This is a genomic window from Yeosuana aromativorans, from assembly GCF_014646655.1.
Classification (GTDB): domain Bacteria; phylum Bacteroidota; class Bacteroidia; order Flavobacteriales; family Flavobacteriaceae; genus Yeosuana; species Yeosuana aromativorans.
Genome location: NZ_BMNR01000005.1, coordinates 225269 through 242199 on the forward strand (window position 1 = coordinate 225269; position 16931 = coordinate 242199).

A 16931-nucleotide genomic window follows, 5' to 3' on the forward strand; every position below is an offset into this window, starting at 1 on the left:
TTAAAGGTTTTCCTGGCAAAATTTAGATATTATGTGTTTTATATCTGAAACTGTCTGGAAAGCCTTTATATTTTGTAGAGGTTTTAGATTGAAGACTGGTTGTTCTTTTTTTTGTTTTGGTATAATGTACCAAATATCACTGTATTCGGTCGGGCATAATTTTTCATAATCAGAAATCATGTCCTCATGCAGCTTTTCACCAGGCCGTAATCCTATAAAATTGATTTTTACGTCACTAGCTGGTTTTATATTTTGCAACTGAATAAATACATTGGCCAAATCAATGATTTTGATCGGTTTGCCCATATCAAATGTGAATACATATGATTTCCAATGGTCAAGACTTGCTATTTTTAAAATTAGCTGGCACGCCCTGTTTTTGTTTATAACATATCTAGTTACTGCTTTATGGGTAATGGTAATGGCATTTTGCTCTTGGATTTGTTTTTTAAATAAGGGTATTAAGGATCCGTTTGAACCCAATACATTTCCAAATCGTGTTATTAAAAATGTTGTTTTATTAAGGGTATTCAATCCATCTAAATGGGTTTCAGCTATCCATTTTGTCATACCCATCACGCTTATGGGGTTTGCCGCCTTATCAGTCGATATGAACACAAACTTCTTGGTACGGTGTTTTAATGCCAGGTCTGCCAGTATTTTAGTCCCTAAAACATTCAGTTTAATGGCTTCATAAGGATTTGATTCCATTAACGGCACATGTTTATAGGCCGCTGTATGAAAAACCAGTGATGGCTTCCAGGTTTTAAACAGCTCTTTCATGGCATGTTCATCACGAATATCAGACACTATAAAATGAAGCTTGTTTAGTTGAAGCAATTCCAGTTCCTTTTGCAAAAAATAAAGAGGGGTTTCCGCATTATCCAGTAACACAAGCTGTTTAAAAGAACACTTGATGAGTTGTTTGGCAATGCCGCTACCAATGGTACCAGCTGCTCCCGTAATCAAAATGGTTTCATTGGAGAAATCAAAATCTGCAATTGCTTCCTGCTTGGCTTGTGACAGCAAACCAGAATCGTCCAATAATTTTTTAATTCGGTTAAAATTGGTTTGGTTCATAGAGCCTGTCGTTTAAAAACAGATATCATGGTTAAAAGGCTTATGCAAAATATAAAAAATAACGCGTTAACCCTAAACAATTTCATTGCTATGAAAGATAATCCCTTTATTTGGTTAAAACCCTGACCACGGTTATGGCTATCAGCTTTAAATCAAAGAAAAAATCTCTCTTTTTGATATAGGCTTTGTTGAGTTTTAATTTTTCTGGAATGATGGAATGGATAAAATACTGCTCTGGATCTTCAGCGTTTTTTAGTAGTTCCACTTCGTTTCTAAATGCAATGGATGCCAACCCCGTAATACCTGGCCTTACTGAAAACACAACCATATCATCTTCGTGGTAATAGTTTACATACTGTCTCAATTCAGGTCTGGGCCCTACAAAGCTCATGTTTCCTATTAAAATATTAATGAGTTGCGGAAATTCATCAATTTTATAACGCCGCAAAAAATAGCCAATGCGAGTGATTCTTGAATCATTGTTTCCTATGGTCAACAACCCTTTTTTGTCAGATTCTACAACCATGGTTCTAAATTTAAAGATGTTGAAATCTTTATTGTGCAACCCCACACGAGGTTGAATGAACAGTACGGGACCTTTGGAATCCAATTTGATAAGAATGGCAATAAGTAACAGAATAGGAGTGAGGATAATAAGACCTAACAGCGATACAACAACATCAAAAAGGCGTTTTACCATGAGCTATTTGATGTGAATGTTGGTAATGGTCGCTAGAGTATCACAATTTTCAACGGTTAAAACAATTGGGTTTTTCTCATCCTTATTTTCAATGGCATAAATTCCACAGGGTTTGTGCCTGGCTTGGCTATCTGAAAAATTTATGGAGCCGCCTTTTAAAATTTGATTGATAGTGGTTGAATCTATTTTATTTTCTTGTAAAGCCGTTTGAACAACTGGGCTGAATATAATCCGTTTAGAACCAATGTCTTTTAAAACCCTGGCTTCTGGACCATAACTACAGGACACATGCTTACCATTTAAAACTACTGCCAGAATAACTAGTCCCATAGAAAAGCCGCCAAGATAATATCCAACACGCTGTATTAATTTCATTTTTAATTATTATGTTTTGTTGGATGTAAATTTGAAAACTAAAATATGAGCAGATTAATGTCACTGTATTTTAAATCAAACCATTCTCCAACCGATTTATTGGTTAAAATACCGTGGTAAAAATACAATCCATTTTTTAAACCCTTGTCAAATCTCAAAGAATTTTCTATACCGCCATCATCGGCTATCTTTAATAAATAAGGTGTAAATATGTTACTTATTGATACTGATGCCGTTCTGGAATATCTGGCTGGAATATTGGGTACACAATAATGAATGACATCATGCTTGACAAAGGTTGGATTTCTATGCGTGGTCACTTCACTGGTTTCAAAACAACCTCCCATGTCAATGCTCACATCAATGATTATTGCTCCTTTTTTCATGCATTCCACCATGGCTTCAGTCACAACAATAGGCGCTCTGTTAGTTCCCCTAACCGCGCCGATAACCACATCGCATCGTTTTAAGGCTTTAGTAAGGTTCTTAGGTTGAAGTGTTGATGTGAAGAGCGTCCTTCCTAAATTGGTTTGAATACGTCTTAACTTAGACAATGAATTATCAAATATCTTGACATTGGCCCCTAGACCAATAGAACTTCTTGCGGCAAATTCACCAACGGTGCCGGCACCTATTATCACAACCTCTACTGGTGGTACACCACTTATGTTTCCAAACATAAGTCCGTTACCTTCGGTGCTATTGGATAGTAGTTCAGAAGCTATCAATACACAGGCCGTACCAGCTATTTCGCTCAATGACCTTACAGCTGGATAAATGCCGTCGTTATCCCTAATAAATTCAAATGCCAAAGCAGTAATCCGTTTAGACGCTAATGCTTCAAAGTATTTCTTGCTTTGCGTTTTCAATTGCAATGCCGAAATCAAAATCGTCTGCGGATTCAAGAGTTTAATTTGCTCTAGACTGGGCGGCTCTACTTTTAAAATCATGGGGCAGGCATATACCTTGGCCGTGTCTTTAGTGATTTCGGCACCCGCTTCACTATAATCCTTGTCACTAAAACTAGCACCATTACCGGCACCCGCTTCCAAAAGTACTTTATGGCCGTTATTAACCAGTGCAGAAACGGCGTCTGGCGTTAAACAAACCCGCTTTTCCTGAAATGCTGTTTCCTTAGGAATACCTATAAACAATTCACCTTTGCGTTTAAAAATTTCCAACGTTTCCTCTTGTGGCAAAAGTTGTTGCTTAGTGAACGGGGATAGTGATTTTGACATGGTCAGTAACGTATTTAATAAAAATCAAATTACGAATAAATATTTGAATGCATAAACGTAATTTTAAAATAAATTATGCATTTCATCGGATTTGGGTTTACAAAAGATATTAAATTTTCATTTTTTTTACTATTACATAATATACCCCAAGGATTTTAATTTAATTATTTTAAGTTTGTAAATAATTTTTTATATGGCTATAAGAATATCATCTCTTATTTTCTTATTATATTCTTTTACGTGTATTGCTCAAGAATACACTTTGAAAGGTGTTGTTAACGATGAAAACAATGCGCCTGTTGCTTTTTCTAATATTACTTTACAGTCTGTTTCAGAAACTACTTTCATCAAAGGAACGACAAGTGATGACCATGGCTTTTTTAAGTTTGAAGGCTTAAAAGCCGATGATTACATTTTAAAAGTGAGTTTTTTAGGCTTTGAAACGTATACTGATACGGTATCATTACATGGAACCATCAATTATAAACCAATTGTACTTAAGGAACAAACAGAAAATTTAGATAACGTTACTGTTATAGCTAAGCGTCCAACAGTAAAACGCATGGTTGACCGATTGGTCTTTAACGTTGAAAACAGCACACTCTCCAACGGAAACGTGTTTGATATTTTAAAACATACGCCTGGCGTTTTGGTTTTTAATGATGCCATTAGCACATCAAACGGCGCACCAACTATTTACATTAATGATAGGAAAGTACATTTATCTTCAAATGAGGTCGTGCAATTATTGGAAGGCACCTCGGCCAATACGATCAAATCCGTTGAAGTTATAGACAGTCCACCTGCAAAATATGAAGCAGAAGGCGGGTCAGTTATTAACATCATAACCAGTAAAAATATTATAGCAGGTTACAATGGCAGTATTTTTGGCACCTATAAGCAAGGCTCAGAATATCCAAAATACGCTTTGGGTACCAACCATTTTTTTAAAACTGATAAAATTGATGCTTTTTTGAGTTACAATATTAGCCCAAGAAAAGATTTTAGGCACAATACTGAATCTGTCAATTTTATTGAAAACAATCAGGTGATATCCAGCTGGGAAACCGATTTTAAAAGAACCCGGGAAACAGCTACACAAAACATCAATGCCAATATAGATTATGAACTGAATGCCAAAAACAGCATTGGTTTTTCTTCAAATATTTTAGTGTCGCCAAGAGAACACACCAAAACGTTTGTCAATTCATTAACCGAGGTCTTTGATTCAAATAGTGTTTTGGACTCTATGTTCAACACATCCAATCGATTGGTTGATGAAACCTATAATCTGGCCTTTACTCTGGATTATATCCATAAATTCAAAAAGGCAGGGGAAACGCTTTCAGCAAATGCACATCATACCAATTATGATTTTTCAAGTTACCAAAATGTTGATACCGGTTACTTTTTGCCCAACGAAACCGATGCCTTCAGAAACAATAGATTTCAAACATTCTCTAGCCAAAAAATCAAATTATATACGGGACAGATAGATTACGTGCTTCCAATTACCGATTCTGAGAGTTTTGAAACAGGGGGTAAGCTATCCAGTATTAATTCACAAAGCGTATTAAGGCAATATATTTTTGAAAACAATCAAAAAATAGAAGATATACAAAACTCCGATACGTTTTTATATGATGAGATGAACTATGCTGGTTATACCAGTTATTCTAAAGATTGGAAAACGTGGAGCTTTAAATCGGGACTACGTGTTGAATATACCGATATTACAGGGAATTCTTTATCCACAGGGCAAGTCAATAAGAGCAGCTATGCTAAGTTTTTTCCATCGTTTCATGTGTTGCATACCTTTAATGAGCACCATGAGTTGTATTTTAATTACAACAAACGCATTTACAGGCCTAGATATAGTGAGTTAAATCCGTTTAAATATTATTTAAATGACAATGCCTATGTAACTGGAAACCCAAGATTAAAACCTGAAATTGATGATGTGTTTATTTTGGGTTACACTATCAATAAAACCTATACATTTGAAGCGTATTATCGTTATGAAAATAACCCGACCCTTGAAATCACTTTTCAAGACAATGACAATAATATTTTAAAATACATCAATACCAACATTGACAAAAATATTTCGTACGGACTGGATTTTACAACCTATACAAAACTTAACTCCTTCTGGAACATATACGTGTTATCGTCGTTGTTCTACTATGAAGGTCAATTTTACGCCCAGGAAAGCAATAATGAGTTGATTACAAATGATAAATGGTCTTTTTACTCTCAAATCATTAATTATTTCTCATTTTTAAAGGATAGGAGCCTAACAGCCGAAGTATCCTATTTATATATTTCACCAATTGTTGAAGGATCTTCTGTTTATAGTAGCAGACATGGGTTGGATATTAATTTCAGAAAAACACTTTGGAACAATAAAGCTTCATTAAGCATTGGTGTTTCTGACTTATTTAACACCCAAAACTTTACACAAACCAATAAGTATTTAAATCAAGATCTGTTTACAAACTCGAGAATGGAAAATAGATTACTAACAATAGGGTTTAACTACAAATTTGGAAACACCCATTTAAAAACCAATCAAAAGCCCATTGAGCTGGATGAACGTGATCGGCTGAACTCTAAATCTAATTAATTATCTATTTTTTCTTTTAAAAATATTGCTTAATCTTATCCCAAAAGGATTTAGGTGACACTTTAAATTCATCCTCTAGTTCCTGCAAGGATTTGTTTGCTGTATTGACTTTATTGAAAATCTGTGCTCTTATTAAATAAATAGAAGGCACAATCACAGCCATAATGGGTATTAAGTATATCAATTGATTTGAGTCAACATAATGTAAGTCATCATTTAAAGTAATAAATATTTGATAAGCATACATAGCTATGGGCACCAATAAGGCATGGTACCACCAATGGCGACAGGTAAAAAACCAAATAAATAATAAATATAAAGGTATTAGTTTACCTGTTAACGTCCAAGCAACGGTTAAAACACTGCCATAATATTTACTGTCATACGTAAATAAAAAAGTGTTCCAAACACGGATGTTTGGAACACTTTCATATAAGTAAAACAGATAAGGAGTAATTGCTATTAATGTAGCAATTATACTCCCTATAATCATACTTTTTTTATCCAGCCGAAGGAATTCGGATTGCGCTTCTTTCGATTTTAGCTGTTTGTTGCTCATTTTGGTTCATTGTGTTAGCAGCATAAGCTGTAAACAACATACCTCCGAAAATTGCTAATGCAATTACATACTTTTTAGTTTTCATAATTTTAAGGGATTAATTAATTAATACCTCAAAAGTATATAAAAGTATCCTGAAGATTTAGGTGAAATGTTAAAATTATGTTAAAAACAATGTATTTTAAAAAAACGTGTTGCGGTTTTACCGTAAACCTTCAAAAACCAGAGTTGATATATGTTATTTATTCATAAAGCTTAGCATACTTGTTTATCTAAATTAGACTCAAAATTTAATTTTAAAAATCTGGAATGATCTGGGTTTAATTCCAAATCCAATCTATCTACCTCCTTTGGAAGCAGACTCTCAATTAGTTCTGGCCACTCTATAATGACCCAATTGTTAGAATATAAATACTCTTCAATTCCAAAACTGTAGGCTTCTTCCAAATCTTTTATTCTGTACAAATCAAAATGATATATCTTATCATTTTGGGTTTCATACTCATTTACTATTGAAAATGTAGGGCTGCTCACTTCGTCATCACTACCTAACGCTTTGACCAAGGCTTTTGTCAAGGTTGTTTTGCCTACACCCATATTACCGTACAACAAAATTGTTTTTGAAGTTAAGCAACTAATAATTTGTGATGCCACTTCATCAATTGCGTTTAGGGTATACTTCATTTTCAACACATTATAATTTACTGCAATGATACCAAATATATTTTAAAAAACCTAATATTTTATGTATTTCATCGATGTTTTTGGTATTACATGGAGTTATTTTGGATTAAAAACTACAAACGGAATAATCATTTCCTCTAAGGAAACGCCACCATGTTGATAGCTATTCCTATAATAACTCACATAGTGATTGTAGTTATTTGGATAGGCAAAAAACAGGTCACCTTTTGCAAAAATAAAGGAACTGCTCATGGTTATGGATGGCAAATGAATTGTTTTAGGGTCTTTGGCAACCAAAACATCTTTGTTTTCATAGGTTAAGCTTCTTCCTGTTTTATATCTTAAATTCAAACTGGTATCTCGGTCACCTACAACTTTTGATGGATTTTTAACATTAATAGTGCCATGATCTGTGGTCAAAATAAGTTTAAATCCTAACGACTGTGCATGTTGGATCATTTCTAATAGCGGTGAGTTTTTAAACCAACTCAATGCTAAGGATCGGTACGCTTTGTCATTTGATGCCAATTCTTTAACCACTTCCATTTCTGTTTTGGCATGTGATAGCATATCAACAAAATTATAGACAACAACAGTTAAATCGTTGTTTTTTAAAGAATTGAAGTTTTCAACTAGTTTTTTACCTGATTTTAAACTGGTTATTTTATGATATTCATAATTCAAGTGATTGAGACCTAAACGTTTCATTTGGGTTTGCAAAAATTCGGCTTCAAAAAGGTTTTTGCCACCTTCATCGGTGTCATTTTTCCAATACTGCGGAAATAATTTTTCCATTTCGCTTGGCATTAGGCCTGAGAAAATAGCATTTCGTGCGTATTGTGTGGCTGTTGGCAAAATGCTATAATAAGCTGATTCGCTATCTTTTTTATAATAGGTATTGATAATGGGTTCAAAAACCTTCCATTGATCATATCGCAAATTATCAATAACCACCATTAAAGTGGGTTGTTCTTTACTTAGTAGTGGCACTACTTTTTCTTTAAAAAGCGTATGTGACATTACTGGTGATTCTGATTTGTTGTCAAACCAAGACGGATAATTTTTCTCAACAAATTTTGCAAATTGAGCGTTTGCTTCAACTTTTTGTGACTCCAATATTTCAAACATACCGATATCTTCAATATCTTCCAGTTGAATTTCCCAATAGATCAGTTTTTGATATAAAGCGGCCCATTCTTCAAAACTATTGACCATAGACAATTCCATGGCAATTTTCCTGAATTCTTGTTGATAGTTTGATGTGGTTTTTTCTGAAACCAACCGAGAGAGGTCTAGGTTTTTCTTTAGACTGAGCAAAATTTGATTCGGGTTTACAGGTTTTATCAAATAATCAGCTATTTTATTGCCAATAGCTTCTTCCATAATATATTCCTCTTCACTCTTGGTAATCATCACCACGGGAAGGTTATCCTTCTTTTCCTTGATTTCATTCAAGGTTTCAAGCCCAGTCAATCCAGGCATGTTTTCATCAAGAAAAACAATATCAAAATTACTGTCTTCTAAAACATCAATGGCTTCAGAACCACTTTTACAGGTTGTTACCTTATAGTTTCTTTGCTCAAGAAACAAGATGTGTGGCTTTAACAAATCAATTTCATCATCAATCCAGAGTATATGTATTGTATTCATGTAAATAACTGATATTTGGTGTAAATTTATATTTTTTTAAGCTGTGATTTTTATTGTAAGATGACTATTATGCATGTCATATATAATTATATTTGTATCAATTTAACATTAAAATTTGAAGTTTGAACAAACTTAAAATCTTTAACGACCCAATTTACGGTTTTATTACCATCCCCAATGCGCTTATTTTCGACTTAATACAACACAAGTATTTTCAACGCTTGCGCAGAATTACCCAAATGGGCATGTCATATCTAGTTTATCCTGGGGCGCACCATACCCGTTTTCATCATGCCATTGGTTGTGTACATTTAATGAAACAAGCTGTGAATGTGCTTCGTTTTAAGGGAGTTAGCATTTCACAAGAAGAAGAAAATGCTCTTTATGCAGCTATTTTGTTGCATGATATTGGGCATGGCCCGTTCTCTCACGCCATGGAGCATAGCATAGTGAATACTGTGTCTCATGAACAAATTTCGCTTTTGTTTATGGAGCAATTGAACAGAGAATTTAACTCAAGTTTAACGCTTGCCATTCAAATATTCAAAGGCGAGTATCATAGAAAGTTCATGTGCCAATTGGTATCGGGGCAATTGGATATGGATAGAGCCGATTATTTAAAGCGTGATAGCTTTTATACCGGCGTTACGGAAGGGAATATTGGTAGTGAGCGACTCATTAGTATGCTCAATGTGGTTAATGATATATTGGTTGTTGAAGAAAAAGGTATTTATAGCGTAGAAAAATTCATTAATGCAAGGCGCTTTATGTATTGGCAGGTGTATTTGCACAAAACGGGCATTGTTGCCGAGCAATTATTGATTCGTGTTTTAAAACGGGCCAAGGAATTAAAGGGTTCGGGCGTTCAATTAGAATCCAGTTATGCGCTTAATTATTTTTTGGACCATGATATTACATTGGCCAATTTTAATGAAGATGTCATCAAAGTGTTTTCAGAACTGGATGACTTTGATATTATTTCGGCCATGAAAGGTTGGCAGCACCATTCCGATTTTGTTTTGAGTAATTTGTGCAACATGATTATCAACAGGACATTACTCAAAATTAAAGTGAAGTCTGAAAAAATCCCAAAGAAAAGCTTGGCTAAACGTTTAGAAAAGGTCATGGAACAGCATCATTTAACAGAAGCTGAGGCTAGCTATTTTGTTTTTACTGGCCAGATGTCCAATCAAGCGTACATGCTAAAAACACAGGGTATTAATATTTTGCATAAGTCTGGAAAAATTGAGGATATTATTGAAGCTTCCGATCAATTTAATTTAAAAGCGTTATCAAAACCGGTCACAAAATACTATATATGCTATCCTAAAGAAAAACTTTAGTACATTTTTCATATTTTTGCGACAAATAAACCAAAACAACAAACCTTAGCGTGTGAAATTTACAGCTCAACAAATAGCAGATATTTTAGAGGGTGATATTGTAGGAAGTTCGGATGTTGAAGTATCAAAACTATCTAAAATAGAAGAAGGCATTGAAGGTTCGCTAACGTTTTTAGCCAATCCAAAGTACACACCATATATATATTCCACCAAGGCATCAATAACCATAGTAAACAAAACTTTTAAGCCAGAAAACGATTTAAAGACGACTCTTATCAAGGTTGATGACGCGTATAAATCCTTTTCAAAATTATTGGAGTATTACAATGTTATCAAGCTTAATAAAACCGGTATAGAAGAACCATCGCACATTTCAAAAACCACAACGTATGGTGACAATATTTATGTGGGAGCCTTCTCATATATTGGTGAGTTTGTTACCATTGGGAACAATGTAAAAGTCTTTCCTGGCGCTTATATAGGTGACAATGTGGTAATAGGTGACAACACCGTTATATTTTCTGGTGCTAAAATTTATTCAGAAACCGTCATTGGAAAATTTTGTGTGATTAATTCTGGCGTTATTATAGGTGCAGACGGATTTGGTTTTGCGCCCGGAGAAAATGGTGAATATAGTAAAGTACCACAAATAGGAAACGTTATTATAGAAGATTTTGTAGACATAGGAGCTGCAACAACCATAGATAGGGCCACATTGGGCTCAACCATTATTAGGCATGGTGTGAAACTTGACAATCAAATTCAAATTGCCCATAATGTTGAAATTGGCAAAAACACGGTGATTGCTGCACAGACAGGCATAGCAGGCTCAACAAAAATAGGGGAGAACTGTCAGATAGGAGGCCAAGTAGGTATTGTTGGCCACTTAATCATTGGGAACAATGTAAAAATACAAGCACAGTCAGGCATTGGCAGAAATGTAAAAGATAATGAAGTGCTACAAGGTTCCCCTGCCATTGCTTACGGAGACTTCAACAAGTCATACGTTCACTTTAAAAATCTACCCAAAATTGTTAAGGATATTAATGAAATAGAAAAAAAAATACATGGCAATAGTTAATACAGAAACAAAACAAAAGACAATCAAGCAGGATGTATCCTTGTCAGGTGTTGGTTTGCATACCGGTAAGAACGTGACGTTAACGTTTAAACCTGCAGTTGCCAACTTTGGCTTGGCCTTTAAACGAGTAGATTTAGAGGGAAATCCAGTTATAGAAGCCGATGCTAGTTATGTAACCAACACACAACGCGGAACGTGTTTAGAAAAAAACGGTGTTATTATACAAACCTCCGAACATGTGCTTGCTGCGCTTGTTGGGATGGATATTGACAATGTCATTATTGAATTGAACGCATCAGAACCACCTATTATGGATGGGTCCTCAAAATTCTTTGTTGAGGCTTTGGAAAAAGCTGGCATTGTGGAACTGGATGCTTTTAGGGAAGAGTACGTTGTTACCGATGTTATTTCCTATGCTGATGAAGAAAGTGGCAGTGAACTCTTGGTCATGCCTTCAAAGGAATACCAAGTAACCACTATGGTAGATTTTGGAACCAAAGTGTTAGGCACCCAAAACGCAACCTTAAATACCATTTCAGATTTTAAAACAGATATTTCAAATTCAAGAACCTTTAGTTTTTTGCACGAAATTGAAATGTTATTGGAAAATGGTCTGATTAAGGGAGGCGATCTAAACAACGCCATTGTTTATGTTGACAAAGAATTATCACCAAAAACCATGGAGAAGCTTAAAGTGGCCTTTAAAAAAGACACTATTGCGGTTAAACCCAATGGTATTTTGGATAACTTAACCCTACATCATCCCAATGAGGCTGCCAGACATAAGTTATTGGATGTCCTTGGAGATTTAGCACTTATTGGCACCCACATTAGAGGAAAAGTCATAGCCAATAAGCCCGGGCATTTTGTGAACACACAGTTTGCAAAAAAAATGTCAAAAATCATCAAAAATGAAAAGCGCAACAATGTGCCTAATATTGATTTGAACCAAACACCACTAATGGATGTTAATCAAATCATGAATATGTTGCCGCACAGACAACCGTTTTTGCTCATTGATAAGATATTTGAATTGAGTGATTCACATGTTGTTGGTATGAAGAATGTCACCATGAACGAGCAATTCTTTGCAGGTCATTTTCCAGGATCACCAGTTATGCCAGGGGTTTTAATTGTTGAAGCCATGGCACAGACAGGAGGGATTTTAGTTTTAAGTACGGTTCCAGATCCTGAAAATTATTTGACACTTTTTATGAAAATAGATAATGTTAAATTCAAGCAAAAAGTTGTTCCTGGCGATACATTGATTTTTAAATGTACGCTAATAACTCCTATTCGTCGCGGAATTTGCCACATGCAAGGTTATGCTTATGCCAACGGTAAACTTTGTGCTGAAGCAGAGCTTATGGCACAAATAGTAAAAGTAAAATAATAAAAAAAATACATGAACCAGCCATTAGCTTATGTGCACCCTGGTGCTAAAATTGCAAAAAACGTAGTCATTGAACCCTTTACTACCATCCATAATAACGTCATTATTGGCGAGGGCACTTGGATAGGCAGTAATGTGACCATCATGGAAGGTGCACGAATTGGAAAAAACTGCAATATTTTTCCAGGTTCTGTTATTTCTGCGATTCCCCAGGATTTAAAATATAATGATGAGGATACTACCGTAGAAATTGGTGACAATGTCACCATTAGGGAATGTGTAACCATCAACAGAGGAACCGCCGATAAAATGAAAACGGTGGTTGGCAATAATTGTTTAATTATGGCCTATTGTCATATAGCCCATGACTGTGTGGTAGGCAACAACTGTATATTTTCCAATAACAGTACGCTGGCAGGTCACATATCAATAGGAGACTACGTAGTTTTGGCTGGTATGACTGCTGTACATCAATTTGTGTCTATTGGAAATCACGCTTTTGTAACAGGTGGGTCTTTGGTACGAAAAGATGTGCCTCCGTATGTTAAGGCTGCCAGAGAGCCATTGTCTTATGTTGGAATCAATTCCGTAGGACTTAGAAGACGTGGTTATTCTTCTGATAAAATCAAGGAAATCCAAGACATTTACAGGATTCTTTATCAAAAAAACTATAACAATACCCAAGCCTCAGAAATCATTGAAGCCGAAATGGAAGCTACTCCCGAGCGTGATGAGATTCTTCAATTTATCAAGAACTCTCATAGAGGTATAATGAAAGGGTATTTCAAATCAAACTAAAATTTAAATTAAGATTATACAATAAATCAATATGGCAAGTACATCAGATATCAGAAATGGATTGTGCATAAGGTACAACAACGATATTTATAAAATTATAGAGTTTTTACACGTAAAACCTGGAAAAGGGCCTGCTTTTGTAAGAACCAAAATGAAAAGTGTTACCACTGGAAAAGTGTTGGATAACACCTTTTCTGCAGGACATAAAATTGAGGATGTTAGGGTTGAGACCCATAAGTTTCAATTTTTGTACAATGATGGTGAATTTTACCATTTTATGAACACCGAAGATTACACACAAATTCAGTTACGAGAAAGTGCGTTGGACAGACCGGAATTGATGAAAGAAGGTGAAGTTGTAACCGTATTGATCAACACAGAAGATAACATGCCGCTTTCAGTTGAGATGCCAGCCAGTGTTATTTTGGAAGTTGTGGCGACCGAGCCGGGCGTTAAAGGAAACACCGCTACAAACGCAACAAAACCTGCTACTGTTGAGACTGGAGCCGAAGTTAATGTACCATTGTTCATCAATGAAGGCGATAAGATTAAAATAGAAACCGAAAAAGGAACTTACAAAGAACGTATTAAAGACTGATTTTTGTGAAGTTTCCAAGAACATATTCCTTAGAGGAAATAGCAACACTTATTGATTGTGACTATATAGGGGAAAGTGATTTCCCTGTATTAGGAATGAATGAAATCCATGTGGTTACGCAAGGCGATATTGTGTTTGTTGACCATCCAAAGTATTATGACAAGGCTTTAAATTCAAAAGCAACCATTATTTTAATCAACAAAAAAGTGGATTGCCCTATTGGAAAAGCATTGCTTATTAGTGATGATCCTTTTAGGGATTTCAACAAGTTAACGGACTATTTTAAACCGTTTATTTCTTCTGAAGCTTCCATTTCAGAATCTGCCAGAATTGGTAAAAACACAGTTATACAGCCTAATTGTTTTATTGGACATAATGTGGTAATTGGTGATAACTGTGTGATTCATTCCAACGTGAGCATCTATGATGACACGGTTATTGGTAATCATGTTACCATACACGCCGGAACCGTTCTGGGTGCCAATGCCTTTTATTATAAAAACCGTCCAGAAGGCTTTGATCGTTTAAAATCGGGGGGACGTGTAGTAATTGAGAACCATGTTGACATTGGTGCTCTTTGCACTATTGACAGAGGTGTTTCTGGAGATACCATTATTGGAGAAGGCTCAAAATTGGACAATCAAATACAAATTGGCCATGATACTGTTGTAGGCAAAAAGTGTTTAATGGCATCGCAAGTAGGAATTGCTGGTTGCGTAGTCATTGAGGATGAAGTCACTATTTGGGGGCAGGTTGGATGTACTAGCGGCGTAACCATTGGCAAAAAGGCAGTAGTTCATGCACAGTCGGGAATCAGTAAATCACTTGACGGACATAAGACCTATTGGGGAACGCCGGCTCAAGAAGCCAGGATTGTCCTTAAAGAAATGGCATCCATAAAACAAATCCCAGAAATTTTATCTGAACTTAAAAAAATAAAGTGATTTAACCCTAAAAACTGAACTCAAAAAAGTACTTTTGTAGAGCTTTTAGTTAAATAAAAAAATATAAAAATGAGTGTTTTAGTAAACAAAGATTCAAAAATAATAGTACAAGGTTTTACCGGTAGTGAAGGCACATTTCATGCTAGCCAAATGATAGAATATGGAACCAACGTGGTAGGAGGCGTAACTCCTGGAAAAGGAGGTCAGACACATTTGGATAAACCAGTTTTTAACACGGTTCTTGAAGCTGTTGAAAAAGCGGGGGCCGATACCAGTATTATTTTTGTACCACCAGCTTTTGCCGCTGATGCCATTATGGAAGCAGCTGACGCTGGAATTAAAGTCATTATTACTATTACTGAAGGTATTCCTGTTGCAGATATGATCAAGGTTGCCGAATATATCAAACACAAACCCTGTCGTCTTATAGGGCCTAACTGTCCAGGTGTGATTACTCCTGAAGAGGCTAAAGTTGGTATCATGCCAGGATTTGTATTTAAGAAAGGTAAAGTGGGAATTGTTTCAAAATCTGGAACGCTTACTTACGAAGCGGCCGATCAGGTTGTCAAACAAGGTTTGGGAATTACGACTGCCATAGGAATTGGTGGTGACCCAATCATTGGAACAACAACAAAACAAGCTGTTGAGTTATTAATTAACGATCCAGAAACTGAAGCCGTTGTTATGATTGGTGAAATTGGAGGACAATTAGAAGCTGATGCCGCTACATGGTACAAAAACAGTGGAAGTAAAAAACCTATCATAGGATTTATCGCTGGTGAAACAGCGCCAGCTGGACGAACCATGGGTCATGCAGGAGCTATTGTAGGTGGTAGTGATGATACGGCACAGGCTAAAAAGAAAATTATGAGAAATTCGGGTATTCACGTCGTTGACTCACCTGCTGAAATCGGTAAAAAAGTTGCTGAAGTATTAGCATCACTATAAAATAATAATCTATTTATTTAAAACCTTACATGAAATCTTGTAAGGTTTTTTTATTTGAAGCAATTAGTATTTGCTATCTTTGAAAATCAACTAAACATATTGAAAACTTATGTAACATTCCTTAAGAAAGGTGTTACATATGACCTTAAAACAATTAAAAACACATGAAATTACTTGAAGGAAAAACAGCTATAATAACAGGTGCCAGTAGAGGAATAGGACGCGGTATTGCACAGGTTTTTGCACAACAAGGCGCTAATGTAGCGTTTACTTACAGTTCGTCTGTTGAAGCGGCCAAAGAATTGGAAAACGAATTAAATGCATTAGGCGTTAAGGCCAAAGGGTATCAAAGCAACGCTGCAAATTTTAATGAAGCCCAAAAGTTGGCGGATGATGTTGTAGCTGAATTTGGCAGCATTGACATTTTAATCAATAATGCAGGAATCACAAAAGACAATTTATTGATGCGTATTAGTGAAGAGGATTTTGATTCTGTTATTGAAGTGAACCTAAAATCGGTTTTCAATATGACCAAAGCCGTACAAAAAACCATGTTGAAGCAACGCAAAGGCTCTATTATCAATATGAGCTCAGTAGTTGGTGTAAAAGGCAACGCTGGCCAAACCAATTATGCAGCTTCAAAAGCGGGAATTATTGGGTTTTCAAAATCGGTAGCCTTAGAACTGGGTTCAAGAAATATCCGTAGTAATGTGATTGCTCCCGGTTTTATTGAAACTGAAATGACCGCTAAATTAGACGAAGAGGTTGTAAAAGGCTGGCGGGCAGGCATTCCATTAAAACGCGGTGGCACACCAGAAGATGTTGCCAATGTGTGTGTTTTTTTAGCCAGTGACATGAGTGCTTATGTCACCGGACAAACAATCAATGTTGATGGTGGAATGCTAACATAATAT

16 protein-coding genes are annotated in these 16931 nt (G+C 35.6%); 9 read left to right on the top strand and 7 right to left on the bottom strand.

Annotated features, from left to right (window positions below; genetic code table 11):
* The 4 genes from IEW94_RS12315 to IEW94_RS12330 all read right to left on the bottom strand — a co-directional run bounded on the left by IEW94_RS12315 (window position 1) and on the right by IEW94_RS12330 (window position 3393).
* Window positions 1–1080 carry an SDR family NAD(P)-dependent oxidoreductase gene (locus tag IEW94_RS12315; protein WP_188653481.1) on the bottom strand — a complete coding sequence of 360 codons (1080 nt, stop codon included), beginning with the start codon at window positions 1078–1080 and terminating at the stop codon, window positions 1–3.
* Between the two features lie 106 nt (window positions 1081–1186).
* A complete protein-coding gene (locus IEW94_RS12320; protein WP_188653483.1) occupies window positions 1187–1780 on the bottom strand; it encodes a sugar transferase in 594 nt (197 codons plus the stop codon).
* 3 nt (window positions 1781–1783) lie between these two features.
* Complete coding sequence (locus tag IEW94_RS12325; protein ID WP_188653485.1) at window positions 1784–2155, bottom strand: hypothetical protein; 372 nt, start codon at window positions 2153–2155, stop codon at window positions 1784–1786.
* 38 nt (window positions 2156–2193) lie between these two features.
* Window positions 2194–3393, bottom strand: a complete 1200-nt coding sequence (locus IEW94_RS12330) for an alanine dehydrogenase (protein ID WP_188653486.1) — start codon at window positions 3391–3393, stop codon at window positions 2194–2196.
* 193 nt (window positions 3394–3586) lie between these two features.
* Between IEW94_RS12330 and IEW94_RS12335 the strand changes: the two genes are divergently transcribed.
* The gene (locus tag IEW94_RS12335; protein WP_188653488.1) at window positions 3587–6019 is read left to right on the top strand and encodes a TonB-dependent receptor domain-containing protein; all 2433 of its coding nucleotides are present in this window, start codon (window positions 3587–3589) and stop codon (window positions 6017–6019) included.
* 16 nt (window positions 6020–6035) lie between these two features.
* Here the strand turns inward: IEW94_RS12335 and IEW94_RS12340 are convergent, their stop codons facing one another.
* The 3 genes from IEW94_RS12340 to porX all read right to left on the bottom strand — a co-directional run bounded on the left by IEW94_RS12340 (window position 6036) and on the right by porX (window position 8912).
* Window positions 6036–6578, bottom strand: coding sequence for a hypothetical protein (locus IEW94_RS12340; RefSeq protein ID WP_229669518.1), 543 nt, complete (start codon window positions 6576–6578; stop codon window positions 6036–6038).
* A gap of 255 nt (window positions 6579–6833) precedes the next feature.
* Window positions 6834–7262 carry a tRNA (adenosine(37)-N6)-threonylcarbamoyltransferase complex ATPase subunit type 1 TsaE gene (gene tsaE, locus IEW94_RS12345; RefSeq protein ID WP_308423697.1) on the bottom strand — a complete coding sequence of 143 codons (429 nt, stop codon included), beginning with the start codon at window positions 7260–7262 and terminating at the stop codon, window positions 6834–6836.
* Window positions 7263–7358: 96 nt separating this feature from the next.
* Window positions 7359–8912 carry a T9SS response regulator signal transducer PorX gene (porX, locus tag IEW94_RS12350; protein WP_188653499.1) on the bottom strand — a complete coding sequence of 518 codons (1554 nt, stop codon included), beginning with the start codon at window positions 8910–8912 and terminating at the stop codon, window positions 7359–7361.
* 122 nt (window positions 8913–9034) lie between these two features.
* Between porX and IEW94_RS12355 the strand changes: the two genes are divergently transcribed.
* The 8 genes from IEW94_RS12355 (at window position 9035) to fabG (ending at window position 16928) form a co-directional block, all read left to right on the top strand.
* Window positions 9035–10255, top strand: a complete 1221-nt coding sequence (locus IEW94_RS12355; RefSeq protein WP_188653501.1) for an HD domain-containing protein — start codon at window positions 9035–9037, stop codon at window positions 10253–10255.
* A 52-nt stretch (window positions 10256–10307) separates the two neighbouring features.
* Window positions 10308–11336, top strand: a complete 1029-nt coding sequence (gene lpxD, locus IEW94_RS12360; RefSeq protein ID WP_188653503.1) for a UDP-3-O-(3-hydroxymyristoyl)glucosamine N-acyltransferase — start codon at window positions 10308–10310, stop codon at window positions 11334–11336.
* Complete coding sequence (locus tag IEW94_RS12365) at window positions 11323–12729, top strand: bifunctional UDP-3-O-[3-hydroxymyristoyl] N-acetylglucosamine deacetylase/3-hydroxyacyl-ACP dehydratase (RefSeq protein WP_188653505.1); 1407 nt, start codon at window positions 11323–11325, stop codon at window positions 12727–12729. The genes lpxD and IEW94_RS12365 overlap by 14 nt, the downstream gene beginning before the upstream one ends.
* A gap of 12 nt (window positions 12730–12741) precedes the next feature.
* Entirely contained in the window at window positions 12742–13527 is a 786-nt protein-coding gene (gene lpxA, locus IEW94_RS12370) for an acyl-ACP--UDP-N-acetylglucosamine O-acyltransferase (protein ID WP_188653507.1), read from the top strand.
* Between the two features lie 31 nt (window positions 13528–13558).
* A complete protein-coding gene (efp, locus tag IEW94_RS12375; protein WP_188653509.1) occupies window positions 13559–14125 on the top strand; it encodes an elongation factor P in 567 nt (188 codons plus the stop codon).
* Between the two features lie 5 nt (window positions 14126–14130).
* Entirely contained in the window at window positions 14131–15069 is a 939-nt protein-coding gene (locus tag IEW94_RS12380) for a UDP-3-O-(3-hydroxymyristoyl)glucosamine N-acyltransferase (RefSeq protein WP_188653511.1), read from the top strand.
* 69 nt (window positions 15070–15138) lie between these two features.
* Window positions 15139–16017: a succinate--CoA ligase subunit alpha gene (sucD, locus tag IEW94_RS12385; protein WP_188653513.1), complete on the top strand. Its 879-nt coding sequence runs from the start codon at window positions 15139–15141 to the stop codon at window positions 16015–16017.
* 164 nt (window positions 16018–16181) lie between these two features.
* Window positions 16182–16928, top strand: coding sequence for a 3-oxoacyl-[acyl-carrier-protein] reductase (gene fabG / locus IEW94_RS12390; RefSeq protein WP_188653514.1), 747 nt, complete (start codon window positions 16182–16184; stop codon window positions 16926–16928).
* The last annotated feature ends 3 nt before the right edge of the window (window positions 16929–16931 follow it).